This is a genomic window from Rhizobium acaciae, assembly GCF_025941625.1.
In the GTDB taxonomy this organism is placed as follows: Bacteria; Pseudomonadota; Alphaproteobacteria; order Rhizobiales; family Rhizobiaceae; genus Rhizobium; species Rhizobium acaciae.
Genome location: NZ_JAPCZO010000012.1, coordinates 233,661 through 247,715 on the forward strand (window position 1 = coordinate 233,661; position 14,055 = coordinate 247,715).

Below are 14,055 nucleotides of genomic sequence, written 5' to 3' on the forward strand. Positions count from 1 at the left end.
TCCTTCGCGTGGTTCGCGTTGAGTAGGAGTCATCAGCTTCATCGGGGAAGCGGTTTGGCTTGATGCCCGGCAGAATCCATTACCGTTCCGAAACGCATATGTCATGCTTGGGCGGACTGTCAACTTCGACCCGTTCCGTCGGTCACGACTGGCAAACAGCCGCAACCAGGCGATCAACGTCGCCGTCAGCGCGGTGACGAGAGCGGCCGTGATCGTCGCGCTTACGATGAGCATGAACTGGGTTCTCGGCGTCTTCGGTCTCTGGGCAATCTTTTCCGGTCTGCTGCAGCTTGGAACCGCTGTCCGGCGCTGGAAGACCGATGACGGCCAGTGGGCGATGATCCTCAGCGGCGGCCAGTCCGCCGTGGCCGGTGCGTTCTTCATCGCCCAGGCGCAAATGCCGGAACCACCCTGCATCGCCAACATCGCCGGATATGCCGGCCTCGGCGCCTTCTATTTCCTGGTCTCGGCCGTCTGGCGGAGCGTCACGCAGATGCGGCGGAAGCCGGCGTGAGGCGACATGCGCCAATCGCGATGCGACACCGTCGATCAGCGGGGAGCAACTGCCCCGTCGGGGAATTTGTGATAGTTGCAGGCGTTCATTGAAAACAACGCCACATCATCACCGATTTCGCGGCGCGAAAGCTCCCATACGAAGGTGTCACGGCCATCGAAACCGTAAGATAACGCCATCGTGGTCAGTTCCCCGAAAGGCCCTGGGGGATATACGGCACCGTACACCGTCGCCTCCTTTCCCGGGAATTTGCCTTTGATAACTCTCTTGATCTCCAGATCTGCCCTTATCCACCGCGTCGGAGAGTCGTATGTCCCTAGCTAGGAAATCGGATTCGCCGATCGACAGCGATTTCACGCGCGCCTCCACCACGATCTTCGCTTTCCCCAGCAGTTCATCCTGAGGAGGGCATCGAGGCAATCCGGCGGCTGGCCTTAGACCAACAGCCAATAGAGCAAGAATTGCTGTGAAGCTTAGTCGCATATGCGGGTTCAGGAGTGCTTTCGGCATCGGTGTCTTTCCTTATGCATAGGCATATCTATTTCGCCTTGATTACGTGAGGCTGAAACGGACATCCTCATTCAATTGCATAAAGCGACGCCTTATCCTGAACCTTGCGGAGCCCCCCAAAACACGCATGCCGCAGCTTTCCGTCATCGGTCCGCACCATGGATTCAATCTCGTGAACGTGGCCTGCGTGACTGGGCTCTCTACTTTGAACGCCGGCTTCGATGGCCTCATTCGAAGATCAAGAAACCGACAGACGACGAAGCTCCCGGCTGGATTGCGCCAAAGGCGAAGTGGCGCCAGTTTAGCAACTGCATGGGCTTAACGCAGTTACTGACCTCGCGGCAGGGGTCCTGCCGAATTCGCCCCAAACTCTCCGCAATAAGCCTGTCGCGCCTTCATGTCGGCAATGTATTCGGCCGCGGAGTTGTCATGGCACGTCGATATCATTCGATCGACTTCAAATCCGGACCAAACGACGACAGCTGCGAATGCGACGAGGGTAACAAGGCCCACGCCTCCCAGGATTTTCAGTATCCGCATCTTCCACCAAGAGCATCCAGCCGATGGAACGACTTTGCCCAACAAGCACCAAGTTCGCAATGCGCCAACAGCGGTCAAATGATGTCCTTGCGTCCATCTCTCAAAATATGATTATTCCCGCCATGACAAAGGGATCACTCCGTTTCTTCTTTGATTGTGGCGCAGGTGGCTGCTTGTGGGCCGGTGATGAAGCTACCCGATCCGCGTTGGGATTTGGACCGCTTGATGCCGCTGTTTACGACCTTCAAGGGCGTGTTACGGAGCCTCCCCGAATTTCATTGTCTCCTACACTCAAATCCCTCATTCACCGGCTGGATCAAGAATACGCTGGTTATCTCAATCCTTTCTACCAGCCTGACCCTAGCCTTTGGACACAAGCGAAGTGCGAGCGCTTCAATGACGATGTGGAGCAGCTTCTTGCATTGCTTCGGGCAGAGTTGGGAGCCGAATTCCTGATTGCAGACGAGCAGAAACGCCATACCGAGAACCCCTTCCTTGCCGAATTCCTGGTGGCGCACCCTAATCAGAAGCCGATGAGCTAGGCTGCCGGATGGGGGCCGAAGTTGCAGGAGATCCGGCCAAGACGCCCCCACCCTTCGTGATCCCATCCCAGGCCTTGAGCCTGGGATCCATGCCCGCGGCTGTTGGAGACGAGAGTGGATCTCAGGTCAAGCCCCAGGAGGACGGAGCGTGGGGTGACGGCTGGAGCAACGGCAGCGGCGCATGCGGGCATGATCGGCGACCGCTCTCACCGTCGGCGATCTATTCTGCCGAAACGTGCAGCGGCGGTGTGACCGCACTCACCGCCTTGTGTAAGTTTTCAAAAAGCGGTTAGCTGCCATCGTTGGCTATGCCTCGTGTGCTGAGACGTGTCCGCATTTCGGGGGAAATCTCGTGCACTGGTCCAAACCCCTAAGACTGCATCTCGGCGTCCTGGTCGTCGCATCGCTGCTTTGCACGTCGACGCCGATCATCTGGCTGGCGTTCAGGCAAGGAAGCGATGCTGCCGTCAGTGCGGGCGTGCAGCAGATGCGCGAGATGAGCCTGCGGCTGATCGAGGGGTACCGCAATACGCTGCAGGGCGGCACCGAGGCGGTGGCACTGGCATCGACCCTGCCGCAGCTCACCTCCCCGCCTCCCCAGGATATCACGGCGAAACAGCAATTCTTTCTCGAGGTTCTCAGAAACGTCCCCAACGCGACGAGCGTCTACACGGGCTATCCTGACGGCTCGTATCTGCAGGTCATCAACACGCAAAGGCAGGATGTCCGCCGGATCCTCGCAGCACCTGATGGCACGGCTTTTGCGATCCGCACGATAGCACGCAGACAAGGCCCGGACGTCATATCGACGTTTCGCTTCCTCGACCGCCAGGCAAGGCCGATCGCCGAGCGTGACGTCGACTATGCATCATTCGATCCGCGGCAACGCCCCTGGTACCAATTCGTCATCCAGCACAGCGAGGAAGTATCCGTCGGACCGTATGTTGCAGGAACGCTGCGGCTCCCAACGCTGACGATCGCAGCACCGATGAGAGACGACGATCAGGTTGTCGTCGGCATCAACATCCACCTGATGACTATCAGCCGCCTGCTGGATGCGCAGGAGATTGCGCCGCGGGCGCGCGCCTACATCATCGATGACGCCGATGATCTGATCGCCCATTCCGACCCGGCAATCATGAACAGGCTTCTCGACGCATGGTCGAAAAATGCCGATGGCGCCGTTGCCGTCGATACGACGAAAGACAGTTACGACACGAGCCTCGAAACGGTGGCGAGGCTCAGGCGGGATCCGGCCTTTGCAAGCGGCGGCGTGGTGCGGATCGATCTCGATGGCGAACGCCAGATCCTGCAGATCGCCCCTGTCGGTGTGTCCGGTCTGTTCAAGGGAAGCGTCGCCGCAATCGTCGTGCCCCTGGAAGATCTGGTGGCTGAGGCCAATCGGCTGCTCATGCACAATCTCCTGATTGCCAGCGCCTTCGTGATCGCGGGCGTCGCTGCCTCGGTGATGCTGTCGCGCATGGTCAGCCGCTCCCTTTATCGGCTGGCCGACGAGGCGCGCAGGATCGGCGATCTCGACGTCGGCGAGAAAGGTGTGTCCCACTCCTTCATATCGGAGATCAACACGCTGGCGAGCGCGCTGGCGGCAAGCCGCCATGCCATCGGTCAGTTTGCCCTCTATGTTCCGCGTGAAGTCGTCAGGCGGATCATCGATCCCAAGGGAAGAACCGCCGTCAAGGCGCAGCGGCAGGATGTGACCGTGCTCTTCACCGACATCAGAGACTTCACCACCATATCCGAGCAACATTCGCCCGAGGACGTGGTCGACACGCTGTCGGCCTATTTCGAACTGTTGAACACCATCGCCGAACGCCACGGCGGCACAGTCGTGCAATATCTCGGCGACTCCATTTTCGTGATGTGGAACGCGCCTGTTCCGGATGCCAGACACGCCGAAAACGGTTGCCGATGCGCGCTTGCGATGAAAGCGGCTGTCGACGAGTTGAATGAAGCCAACCGCCGGAATGGCCGTCCCGCGCTCGTCACGCGATTTGGATTGCACACCGGCCCGGCGGTCGTCGGCAGTTTTGGTGCGATCTCGCGGCAGCAATACACAGCCATGGGCGACACGATCAATGTCGCCTCGCGGCTGGAAGGATTGAACAAGGAATTCAACACCTCGATCCTGGTGAGCGCCGCCATATACGAGGCCGTCGGCACCCGCTTCGACCTCCGCCCGCTGGGCCTGGTGCCGGTCAAGGGACGCGCCGAGAAGGTCGATTTATGGGAGTTGGTTAGGGAAAGCGGCGACTAGCGATGGGCGATCCCGAAGCGGAGCGTTCGGGTTGCTACAAACGGCAGCTTTGCGCCAAAAGCGGCCATATCGAAGGGTTGGCGATGACCAAAATGGGGCTGGAAGGAGACTGGCCGCATCTGGAGAGTTAGCCAGAAATGCAGTGCAGTTGCAGTTCGGGTCTCCCCGGACAGAACTGGGCACTTCCGCCGAAGCCCCGCTCGCAGCCAGACGTTCACAAAGGAGTATGACTGCTCGATCGAGGTGGAGACCGCCTAGGACATTACCTCTTACGATTTGTTGACTCACCCGCGGTTGAAAATTAACTTGCTAATTTGGTCGTTGGGCTTGTCCTCAGATGACGGATCAATCTCTTCAGCGTCGCCTTGCCGCCATCGTCGTTGCCGATGTGGTGGGATATTCACGCCTGATGGAGGCAGATGAAATCGCAACGCTTGAAAACCTCAGGGAACTCCGTTCCGGCACTATCGAGCCGGCTGTGATGCGTCACAAAGGTCGCATCTTCAAGGTCGTCGGCGACGGATTCCTGATCGAATTCGGCAGCGCGGTGGAAGCGGTCGCGGCAGCGTTGGAAATGCAACGGGCCACCACTGCCGTTCAGGCTTCCGGAGACCGGCGCCTGCTTTTACGTGTGGGCATCAACCTGGGAGATGTCATTGACGAGGGTTCAGACGTCCTCGGCGACGGGGTCAATGTCGCAGCGCGCCTCCAGACGCAGGCCGCGCCGGGAGGCATCTGCATTTCAGCCGGCGTTCACGGCGAGATCGTCGGCGAGATCGGCGACCGGTTCTTCGATGCAGGCGAACGCTACCTGAAGAACCTGACCCGCCCGGTCCACGTGTGGCATTGGCCGGATGCGCTGCAGAGCACATTGCCGCTGCCGGAAAATCCCTCGATCGCTGTTTTGCCGTTCACGAATATGAGCGGGGATGAAGCGGACGCGCCTTTCGTCGACGGCTTGACTGAAGACCTGATCACCGACCTTTCCCGGACGGCTGGCCTGTTCGTCATCGCGCGCAATTCCGTCTACGGCTACAAGGGCAAGCCGGTCAATGTAAAGCTGGTCGCCCAGGAACTCGGCGTCCGCTACGTCCTGGAGGGGAGTGCCAGACGCGCAATGGGCCGTGTCCGCATCAATGCCCAACTGGTCGACGCGCTTGGCGGCGGGCACTTGTGGGCCGAAAGATTTGACCGGACGGTGGAAGATGTTTTCGAATTACAGGACGAGGTTAACGCCAAGATCGTCGAAGCCCTCGTCGGCCGGCTGACCATCCCGCCGCCGCGCAATCGGCCGAAGAACTTTGAAGCCTACGACCTGTGTGTGCGCGCCCGCCTGCTGACCGAAGAGTCGCCGCAAACCGAGCGTGAGGCCTATATGCTGCTCCAACGCGCGGTCAAGCTCGAGCCATCCTATGCCGAGGCGCTTGGCCTGCTCGCCTATAACCGCTGGCTGGCCTGGACTCATTTCGGCGAGCCCGAAGATCCCAACCGTCAGATGGCGGTGACATCAGCGCAGAAGGCGGTCGACCTAGATCCCAACGATGCCGGCTGTCGTTACGTTCTGGGGACCATTTTGGCTTATGAGCGGCAATGGGAGGAATCGGAGGCCGCCTTCGCCAAGGCCCTGGAGCTGGATCCCAACCACGCCGACACCTGGGCCGCCATGTCGGACATGTCCGTGCTGGACGGCAGGATTGCCGACGGACTAGCGCAAATCGAAAAAGCTCTGCGGCTCAATCCCCATCCAACCTGCTGGTATCTTTGTCATCTTGGGCAGGCGCAGTACGCAGCGCGTGACTATGAGGCGGCAGCCGCTACCCTCCGCAGGGAAGACACGTATCGGACCAACTCACGCAAATTCCTGGCTGCTGCGCTTGCGCAGTTGGGCCACCTTGAGGAGGCGCGGCGAGAAGCAGAATTGTTCCTGATCGCCCACCCTCACTTCACGATCGGCCATTGGCTCAGCTCCCAGCCGCTGCGCGATGCATCTGTACGAGACCACTTTGTCGACGGCTTTCGAAAGGCCGGCCTGCCGGAGATGTGACAGCGGGTGGGAACAATCGCGACGCGTATTTCTTTCGTCATTTGATCATGGCCTCCAAGGGTATCGCCAATGGGATGGGAAGCACTCGGGCAATGGGGTGAAGACGCGGTTCGCATCGAACGGCTCGCCGGTGGAGTTGCCAACGACGTGTGGAGCGTTCGCCTCCACGGGCAGATCGCGGTCGCTCGTCTCGGCTCCAGGAGCGACGCTGATCTTGCATGGGAAGCAAAGCTGCTCCAATACCTCGACCGTGAAGGCATGACCGTTCCGGTGCCGATACCGACGACTGACGGCCGGCTGTTCGTGGGCGGGCTGGTGGTGATGAAATACATGGAGGGCGGACCGCCCGAGACGGCATCCGACTGGCGTCGCGTCGCCGACACGCTCCGCGAACTGCATCGGTTGACGCAGGGCTGGCCGCAGCGCCCGGGTTGGCGATCGTCGAGCGACCTCCTGCATACTGAAACCGGAACGAGGATCAACCTTGCCGCGATGCCGCCTGAGGCCGTTGTTCGATGTCGAGCAGCATGGGCGCGGCTCATCGGGCGTCAGACATGCGTCGTCCACGGCAACCCCAACAGCCCCGGCAACATCCGCATCACCGCGGATCGGGTCGCGCTGATCGATTGGGACGAGGCACATGTCGACGTCCCCGACCTTGACCTGGTGCTGCCCGACAACGCTGCCGATCTCGACGACGGCGCGCATGACATCGCCGCCCAAGCATCCGCCGCATGGGAAGCCGCCGTCTGCTGGCAGGACGAGTACGCAGTCAAGCGGCTTGCCGAAGTTCGAGCGGTCTAATCAGTTGAGTTGAAGGGGGCTGTCACACGCTCGCGCCGAGCGTGATGAGAAGTTCATCCAACTGCTCGAACTGCTCCGGCAACGCGTCTTCCATGCCGACGAAAGACTGGTCGAGCGCTTCCTTCGAGGGATAGAGTTCCTGCAGGACCAGCAGCGTCCTGCCGCCCTCTTCCTCGAAGGTCACCGTGGTGACGGCGCCCTCCTCCCCGCCTTCGTCATTGGTCCAGACGAGGCGCGATGGCGGCGACACGTCGAGATACTTGCCGAAGAAGGCCATGGCGTCGGCGGCGGCGTGTCCGAAGGTGATGCGATAGCTGCCCCCGGTGCGGACATCCATCTCGCAGGAAAGCAGGGGCACGCCCATCGATTTCGGCGCCCACCACAGCTTGAACAACTCGGGCTTGGTCCACGCGTCGAATACGAGGCGAACCGGGCCGTTGAAGGTGCGCGTCACCACGAGTTCAAGCTCCGATCTCCGTTCGACCACCGTGCGGCCGTTACTCGCTCTGTCCCCCATCGGCTTTCTCCTTCCGTTTCAGGGCCTCGATGACTTGATCAAGCGCGTCGAAGCGTGCGTTCCAGATCTGGCGGCGCGCTTCGATCCAGGCCGCCTCTTCCTCGAGCCCGCGTGAGCCCAGCCTACAGGTCCGCACACGCCCGACCTTCTCCGTCGTCACCAGCCCCGCCTGCTCCAGGACGCCGATGTGCTTCTTCATGCCCGTGAGGGTCATGTGGAACGTCTCTGCGAGCTCCGTGATCGAAGCATCGGCACTCCCCAGCTGTTCCAGAACACCGCGTCGCGTGGCGTCCGAGAGCGCGGCAAAGGAGGCATCAAGGCGAGCTGTCGAAAACTGAACCATATAGTTCAGTGTTTAGCATGCAGATCGGTGTCACGCAAGGGACGGAGATCGGCCTCAGGCTGGCGGCGCAGATATCTCGGCGTGGAAGTCGCCGCCGCTGAGCGTCTTCGTCACCCTGATTGCCCTTGCCGTAATCGCATCTTGAAAGAAGCGTGGTCGGCGTCCTGGCCGAGGCTCCACCGTCCGTCGTCCCGCAAGGGTCGAGTTCCTTTCCCCTCGTTGCCAATCCAACGCAAAAATGCCTTTGACATTTTGCCTAACAGAATATATCCATACAGCTATATAGCTAGATGGTGATATATGGACGACAAGCTCGATGCGATTTTCTCCGCACTCGCCGATCCCACGAGGCGGGCAATTCTTGGGCGGCTTGCGAACGGCAAGGCGACGGTGGCTGAACTCGCTGATCCCTTCGAGTTGTCTCAGCCTGCCATTTCAAAGCATCTCAAGGTCCTGGAACAGGCCGGATTGATCCGCTCCGGCCGTGAAGCGAATTCGCGTCCCCGCGTCCTCGAGCCGGCCGCGTTGAAGACAGTTGCTGATTGGATCGCCGATTACAGACGCTTCTGGGATCAAAGCTTTGATCGTCTCGATGACTATCTGTCCAAAGTACAAGGATACGACAATGACTAATCAAGAGACCGACACCGACGATACCCGCGACCTGGTTCTTGTCCGAAGGTTCGATGCCCCATGCGATCTGGTTTTCAGGGCATGGACCGACCCGAAAGCGTTGGTGCAATGGTGCGGCCCTCACGGTTTCAAGGCGGTGGGCGATCGGCTTGAAGCCTGGCCCGGCGGCAGACACCGCGCCTGTCTGATCGCACCAAATGGAGAAGAGCATTGGGTCGGCGGACAATATCTGGAGGTCGAGCCGCCGTACAGACTTGTCTTCACACATGCCTGGGAACTCGCAACCGGCGAAAACAGCCCGGAAACGGTCGTCACCATCACATTCAGGGAAAGCGACGGAGGCACGGAAATGACTTTTCGGCAGAGTGGATTTGATAGCGCGTCGTCCCTTGAGGGTCATGAGGCCGGCTGGTCGCAAAGTCTCGAGCGATTGAGCTTCTTTCTCGGGACTGAATCCGAAGGACCGGATCATGTCTAAGGCGGCGATGAAGCTCTATTATTGCGAGACGCTCAATCCCCGGAAGACCTGCGCTGCCGCTCGTTTTCTCAAAGCCGACGTCGAGTTCGTCAGGGTTGACCTGGCAAGCGGAGAACAGCGCACCGCAGAATTCCTGGCGCTTAACCCGAACGGCAAAGTCCCGGTGCTGCAGGATGATGCGGGAACTTTATGGGAAGCGAACGCCATCATGTGCAGGCTGTCTGACAGTGTCGCATCGGATTTGTGGCCGCATGACCACCGGCAGATCGACGTGCTGCGCTGGTTGAGTTGGGATGCCAGTCACTTCACCCGGCACGGGGCAACGCTGTGGTTTGAAACCTTGATCAAGCCGTTGTTCGGCGGGGAGCCTGACGTCGCCGTGATCGACGATGCGAAGACGAGTTTTCGAGCCCATGCTCGCGTGCTCGACGATCATTTGGCCAACAACAGCGTCGCGGTCGGGGAGACACTGACTGTCGCAGATTTCGCATTGGCCGCTGCACTTCCTTATGCAACTTCTGCTGAGATTCCACTCGCCGAGTTTCGGCATATCCAAGCGTGGTACGGACGGCTTGAAGAACTGGATGCGTGGCGAAACCCTTTCCCAGCCTGAGAGGGCACGGGCGAAGGACCTCTTTTGCCAGGGAAGGCGTAAGCAAAGGCACGTGAATTTATCGGGATCGGCCACTGATCTATTGGCTACCTTACTGGAGATGAAGCATGTTCACCCACGTGATGATTGGAAGCAACGACTTGGAGCGGGCCAGAAACTTCTACGACGCCACGTTTGCTGCATTGGGAGGCAAGCCCGGCGAGATGGATGCAAGAGGCAGGCTGATCTATGCCCACGAGGGTGGTCGGCTGATGATCACGAAACCGATTGATGGCAAGCCGGCGACCGCAGCCAACGGTGGGACTATCGGTATCGCCGCCGCAAGCCCCGACCATGTTCTAGCCTGGCATGCCGCCGGTACCGCGCATGGTGGCACAGCGATCGAGAGTCCGCCACGGGAACGTCCAAATGGGTCATTCGTCGCATATCTTCGCGATCCTGACGGACATAAACTGACCGTACGATCGCAGCCGACGAAGTGAGTTAGCCTTCAGCAGCGCCTACTGGACAGCATGGTCGAGAGCGACCCATGTGCCATCAATCCTGCGCCGGCTCCCACAGCTCGACCGGGTTACCTTCGGGATCGTGAATCCGGGCAAAGCGGCCTACCTCCGAATTCCACTCGTCCCGGGTTTCCACCGCGATCCCACTTGCCGTCAGGCTGGCGATCAGCCCATCGAGATCGTCCACGCGGAAATTGACCATCCATTGTTGTTCCGCACGACCGAAATAGTCGGTATCCTTCGAGAACGGACCAAATATCGTCATCCCGGCCTCTTGATGCCACACCGACTTGTGCAGGTCGTCAATACCGAGATGCTTTTGATACCATTCAGCCAAGCCGGCCGGGTTCGCCGCCCTGAAAAACACACCGCCGATTCCAACGGCCTTAGGCATGGAATTCTCCTCATCTTGAAACAGAACAATGCAATCGAACGGGCACGCGTGCAACCGCCGAGGCCTCAAACACCCGTTTTCAGTTTCCAGCCATCGCTTCTGCCACCGCAGCGTCGGAGACATCCTTTGCCACCTCGGATATCAATGATCTCAGCCACCGATGGGCGGGGTCGTTTCGGTAGCGGACATGCCATGCCAGCTCGACCGGGAAGCTGCCGAGATCGACCGGTACGGGCAGGATTTTGAGACGCGGGTCGCGGGCAAGGCGATGGCAGATCAGCCGGGGCAGCGTGGCGCAATAGTCGGTGACGGCCACCATTTCCGGGACCGCCAGGAAATGGGTGACGGAGACCGAGACGTCGCGCCTGAGGCCTGCCTGCTGCAGCATCTGGAACAGGCCGACGCGCATCCGGCCGGGCGGAAGCACGTTCACATGCCGCATCCGCTGATACTGTTCCTCGGAGATGCTTTCGGTGATCTCGGGATGATATTTGCGCACGACACAGGCTAATCCATCATCCATGAGATGCTGCACGACCATGTTATCAGGCGGCTCGACGATCCGGCCGATCACCATTTCGGTTGCCCCTGATATCGCGCCGGTCTCGGCCAGATCATTGCCGAAGGGCGTCAGGCGCAGCCTGATCCCGGGCGCGCATTCGCGCAGCCGCGCCACGATCACCGGCATCAGCACAAACTCGACATAGCTGTTCGGGGCGATGGTGAACTGCCGTGTCGCCCGCGCCGGATCGAACGCCTGCTGACCGAGAATGACGTCATCGAGGCTCGCCAATGCCCCGCGGATCACCAGGGCAAGTGCCTCTGCCGTCTCAGTCGGCTTCATGCCGTAGCGTTCGCGGATGAACAGCGGATCGCGCAGCGTCTCGCGAAGGCGGTTCAAGGCGTTGGAGACGGCCGGCTGCGTCATGCCCAGTTGTTCGGCTGCGCGCGTGACATTGCGCTCTTCCATCAGCGCCACGAAGACAGGCAGGAGGTTGAGGTCATACTTCATCCAGATATATTGCCGGATGCATATCTGAAATCAAAGAAATAAATTTCCGGAATGAGAGCGGCCGAAGCATGATCCCCTCATCGAAAGCAGCCGATCACATCTGTCTCGAAAGGATCTCCAGATGAAAATCCTCATGGTTCTCACCTCGCACGACGAACTGGGCGACTCCGGCCGGAAGACCGGCTTCTGGCTCGAAGAGTTTGCCGCCCCCTATTATGCCTTCCGCGACGCCGGGGCCGATATCACCGTTGTATCGCCCAAGGGCGGACAGCCGCCTCTCGACCCGAAGAGCGACGAACCCGGCTTCCAGACCGACCAGACCCGTCGCTTCCATGCCGACCCGGATGCCCAGGCCGTGCTTGCCTCGACCGTAAAGCTCGCTTCGGTCTCCCATGACGATTACGACGCCGTCTTTTATCCGGGCGGTCATGGCCCGCTTTGGGATCTGGCGGAAGACAAGAATTCGATCGCCCTCATCCAATCGCTCTATCAGGCCGGCAAGCCCGTCGCCTTTGTCTGCCACGCCCCGGGTGTGCTGCGCCACGTCAAGGCCGCCGACGGCAGGCCGCTGGTCCAGGGCAGACAAGTCACCGGCTTCAAGAACTCCGAGGAAGACGGCGTCGGCCTCACCCAGGTGGTGCCGTTCCTGGTCGAGGACATGTTGAAGGAGAATGGCGGCATCTATTCCAGCGGCGACGACTGGTCGTCCTATGCTATCAAGGACGGCCTGCTCATCACCGGGCAGAACCCCGGTTCATCGGTGGAGACCGCCGGCATTCTGCTCGCCGCCGTGACAGCGGCAAAGGCCGCCTGATCAACAAGTCGTGATAGCGTCAGGGGCGCCCGTGAGAAACCCAATGCCTTGGCTCTGCCCCGCAGAAGCGTTTCGAACGCTTCCCTTCAGGGTCTCCAGTATCTGACACACGGCGGCTGGTCGGGGATGAACCCAGGACCAGCCGCTCTGTTATTTGTGTTGCGGCGATACTCAGAGCTTCCCTCTGCCAGCAGTTCGCGGGTCCGCTGGAGACCTGCCCCGGCGGCGATTTCGCGCCTACGATCGGCGGCCCGCTGTTTTGTCTGGACCCGCCCATAGCAGATACGATCTAACCCATCCGGATGATTGTAATCACTGGTCTGGTCTATAGTTTAGAGCAGGTTTCCGGCGACCCCGCGCGAAATGGTCGTCGATGGGGGCTCGATCTTCGCGACGACAAAGATCATGCCCGAAGAAAGCAGATGTGGCTGGTGTGTAAAGGAACCTTCATGGCTGGAGCAGCCGTGATCGGTCCGATAGGCCCCATGTGATCGGATGATGTTTGAAAGGGCAACGACATGCGCAAAACAATGGCAGTCGGCTTGGCCGCCTTGATCGCCATCTACTTTCTCGGCGGCATGAGCGCGAGACGTGAGATCTTTCCTTGGCCACAACTTTCCGCGCTGAAGAAAGTGGTTGGCGGAGAGAAGGTGGCGGCTCCAAGCCGTTATACTTTCGACGACAAGGAACGGCTGATCGGGGATGAATCGAAAACGCTGGTGGCCTGCCCGCCTCAGACTGACCGGACTGCTGTCTTACTCATTCTTGGCCAATCGAACGCGGCCAACTACGGAGGACAACGGCACCGGTCGAATTATGGCGCGCGCGTTGTAAACGCCTTTGATAAACGGTGCTTCATCGCGGCGTCGCCCCTTCTTGGATCGACCAATACCAGGGGAGAGTATTGGACGCTTCTTGCGAACAATTTGATCGCATCGGGACAAAATGACAACGTCATCCTCGCACCTCTCGCATATTCCGGATCTGAGGTCGCAAGATGGGCGGCAGGTGGCGACTTCAATCCCGTGCTGGTCGATACAGTGAAACAGCTTCAGGATTCCGGTTACCGGATAACGAACGTCCTCTGGGTGCAAGGAGAGGCGGACCTCGTTATCGGCACCCCTGCGGAGAGCTATCAGGAACGTTTCATGTCGATGGTCGACACGTTGCGTCAGCACGGGGTCGAAGCACCCGTCTACATTTCGATCGCATCGAAATGCCTCGAACCGAGCAACGGCGGCTTCAAGGAACATATTCCGGACAATGCGGTCGTGCGGGCGCAACTGGCCCTGTCAAAAAGCGGCCACGGTATCCGAGAGGGCGTAAATTCCGATGCGCTACTCGATGGAGACGACCGCTACGACGATTGCCATTTTGGGGGCACAGGCGGGGAGAAAGCGTCGCAGGCCTGGCTGAACATTCTGCGCTCCGGTGGCCGCCTGGAAACCTCGCGATAGTCTGGCCTGAACCGATTTTAGCGCCTTCGCGAGCGTCGCAACGGCACGGCACACCGACCAGC

The 14,055-nt window shown here is 59.9% G+C and carries 15 protein-coding genes, 1 pseudogene and 1 riboswitch; of the genes and pseudogenes, 12 read left to right on the forward strand and 4 right to left on the reverse strand.

The genetic code is table 11. The features are described 5' to 3' along the window. Positions 1-16: 16 nt before the first annotated feature. A riboswitch (Fluoride riboswitch) is annotated at positions 17-93 on the reverse strand. 49 nt (positions 94-142) lie between these two features. The 6 genes and pseudogenes from OLZ32_RS20545 to OLZ32_RS20570 all read left to right on the forward strand — a co-directional run. Beyond that, positions 143-514: pseudogene (locus OLZ32_RS20545) on the forward strand (DUF308 domain-containing protein); the annotation flags it as partial. A gap of 1,073 nt (positions 515-1,587) precedes the next feature. Then, positions 1,588-2,106: a hypothetical protein gene (locus tag OLZ32_RS20550; protein WP_264422348.1), complete on the forward strand. Its 519-nt coding sequence runs from the start codon at positions 1,588-1,590 to the stop codon at positions 2,104-2,106. A gap of 352 nt (positions 2,107-2,458) precedes the next feature. Further along, positions 2,459-4,381 carry an adenylate/guanylate cyclase domain-containing protein gene (locus tag OLZ32_RS20555; RefSeq protein ID WP_264422349.1) on the forward strand — a complete coding sequence of 641 codons (1,923 nt, stop codon included), beginning with the start codon at positions 2,459-2,461 and terminating at the stop codon, positions 4,379-4,381. Positions 4,382-4,383: 2 nt separating this feature from the next. Continuing rightward, positions 4,384-4,512 (forward strand): hypothetical protein, encoded by a 129-nt coding sequence (locus OLZ32_RS20560; protein WP_264422351.1) that lies wholly within the window; start codon positions 4,384-4,386, stop codon positions 4,510-4,512. Positions 4,513-4,718: 206 nt separating this feature from the next. Beyond that, positions 4,719-6,425 (forward strand): adenylate/guanylate cyclase domain-containing protein, encoded by a 1,707-nt coding sequence (locus OLZ32_RS20565; protein WP_003546244.1) that lies wholly within the window; start codon positions 4,719-4,721, stop codon positions 6,423-6,425. Between the two features lie 69 nt (positions 6,426-6,494). After that, entirely contained in the window at positions 6,495-7,229 is a 735-nt protein-coding gene (locus OLZ32_RS20570) for a phosphotransferase enzyme family protein (RefSeq protein WP_264422353.1), read from the forward strand. A 22-nt stretch (positions 7,230-7,251) separates the two neighbouring features. Here the strand turns inward: OLZ32_RS20570 and OLZ32_RS20575 are convergent, their stop codons facing one another. Both OLZ32_RS20575 and OLZ32_RS20580 read right to left on the reverse strand, forming a co-directional pair. Then, on the reverse strand, positions 7,252-7,746 hold the full coding sequence (locus tag OLZ32_RS20575) for an SRPBCC family protein (RefSeq protein ID WP_264422355.1): 495 nt from the start codon (positions 7,744-7,746) through the stop codon (positions 7,252-7,254). After that, positions 7,727-8,089 (reverse strand): ArsR/SmtB family transcription factor, encoded by a 363-nt coding sequence (locus OLZ32_RS20580; protein ID WP_003546238.1) that lies wholly within the window; start codon positions 8,087-8,089, stop codon positions 7,727-7,729. The genes OLZ32_RS20575 and OLZ32_RS20580 overlap by 20 nt, the downstream gene beginning before the upstream one ends. Before the next feature lie 300 nt (positions 8,090-8,389). Between OLZ32_RS20580 and OLZ32_RS20585 the strand changes: the two genes are divergently transcribed. From OLZ32_RS20585 to OLZ32_RS20600, 4 genes are all read left to right on the forward strand, one after another. Continuing rightward, positions 8,390-8,722: an ArsR/SmtB family transcription factor gene (locus OLZ32_RS20585; RefSeq protein WP_017990674.1), complete on the forward strand. Its 333-nt coding sequence runs from the start codon at positions 8,390-8,392 to the stop codon at positions 8,720-8,722. Then, a complete protein-coding gene (locus OLZ32_RS20590) occupies positions 8,715-9,200 on the forward strand; it encodes an SRPBCC family protein (protein WP_264422381.1) in 486 nt (161 codons plus the stop codon). Before OLZ32_RS20585 ends, OLZ32_RS20590 begins: the two co-directional genes overlap by 8 nt. After that, positions 9,193-9,813 carry a glutathione S-transferase family protein gene (locus OLZ32_RS20595; protein WP_264422358.1) on the forward strand — a complete coding sequence of 207 codons (621 nt, stop codon included), beginning with the start codon at positions 9,193-9,195 and terminating at the stop codon, positions 9,811-9,813. The genes OLZ32_RS20590 and OLZ32_RS20595 overlap by 8 nt, the downstream gene beginning before the upstream one ends. Positions 9,814-9,920: 107 nt before the next feature. Continuing rightward, on the forward strand, positions 9,921-10,295 hold the full coding sequence (locus OLZ32_RS20600) for a VOC family protein (protein WP_003546231.1): 375 nt from the start codon (positions 9,921-9,923) through the stop codon (positions 10,293-10,295). A 55-nt stretch (positions 10,296-10,350) separates the two neighbouring features. On the opposite strand, the gene OLZ32_RS20605 is transcribed toward OLZ32_RS20600, so the two are convergent. Together OLZ32_RS20605 and OLZ32_RS20610 are read right to left on the reverse strand one after the other, a co-directional pair. Further along, entirely contained in the window at positions 10,351-10,710 is a 360-nt protein-coding gene (locus OLZ32_RS20605) for a VOC family protein (protein WP_003546229.1), read from the reverse strand. Between the two features lie 79 nt (positions 10,711-10,789). Next, positions 10,790-11,722 (reverse strand): LysR family transcriptional regulator, encoded by a 933-nt coding sequence (locus OLZ32_RS20610; protein WP_264422360.1) that lies wholly within the window; start codon positions 11,720-11,722, stop codon positions 10,790-10,792. A gap of 121 nt (positions 11,723-11,843) precedes the next feature. On the opposite strand from OLZ32_RS20610, the gene OLZ32_RS20615 reads away from it, so the two are divergent. Then, positions 11,844-12,536, forward strand: coding sequence for a type 1 glutamine amidotransferase domain-containing protein (locus tag OLZ32_RS20615; protein WP_264397313.1), 693 nt, complete (start codon positions 11,844-11,846; stop codon positions 12,534-12,536). A 518-nt stretch (positions 12,537-13,054) separates the two neighbouring features. Then, the gene (locus OLZ32_RS20620) at positions 13,055-13,993 is read left to right on the forward strand and encodes a sialate O-acetylesterase (protein ID WP_017990669.1); all 939 of its coding nucleotides are present in this window, start codon (positions 13,055-13,057) and stop codon (positions 13,991-13,993) included. Positions 13,994-14,055: the final 62 nt, after the last annotated feature.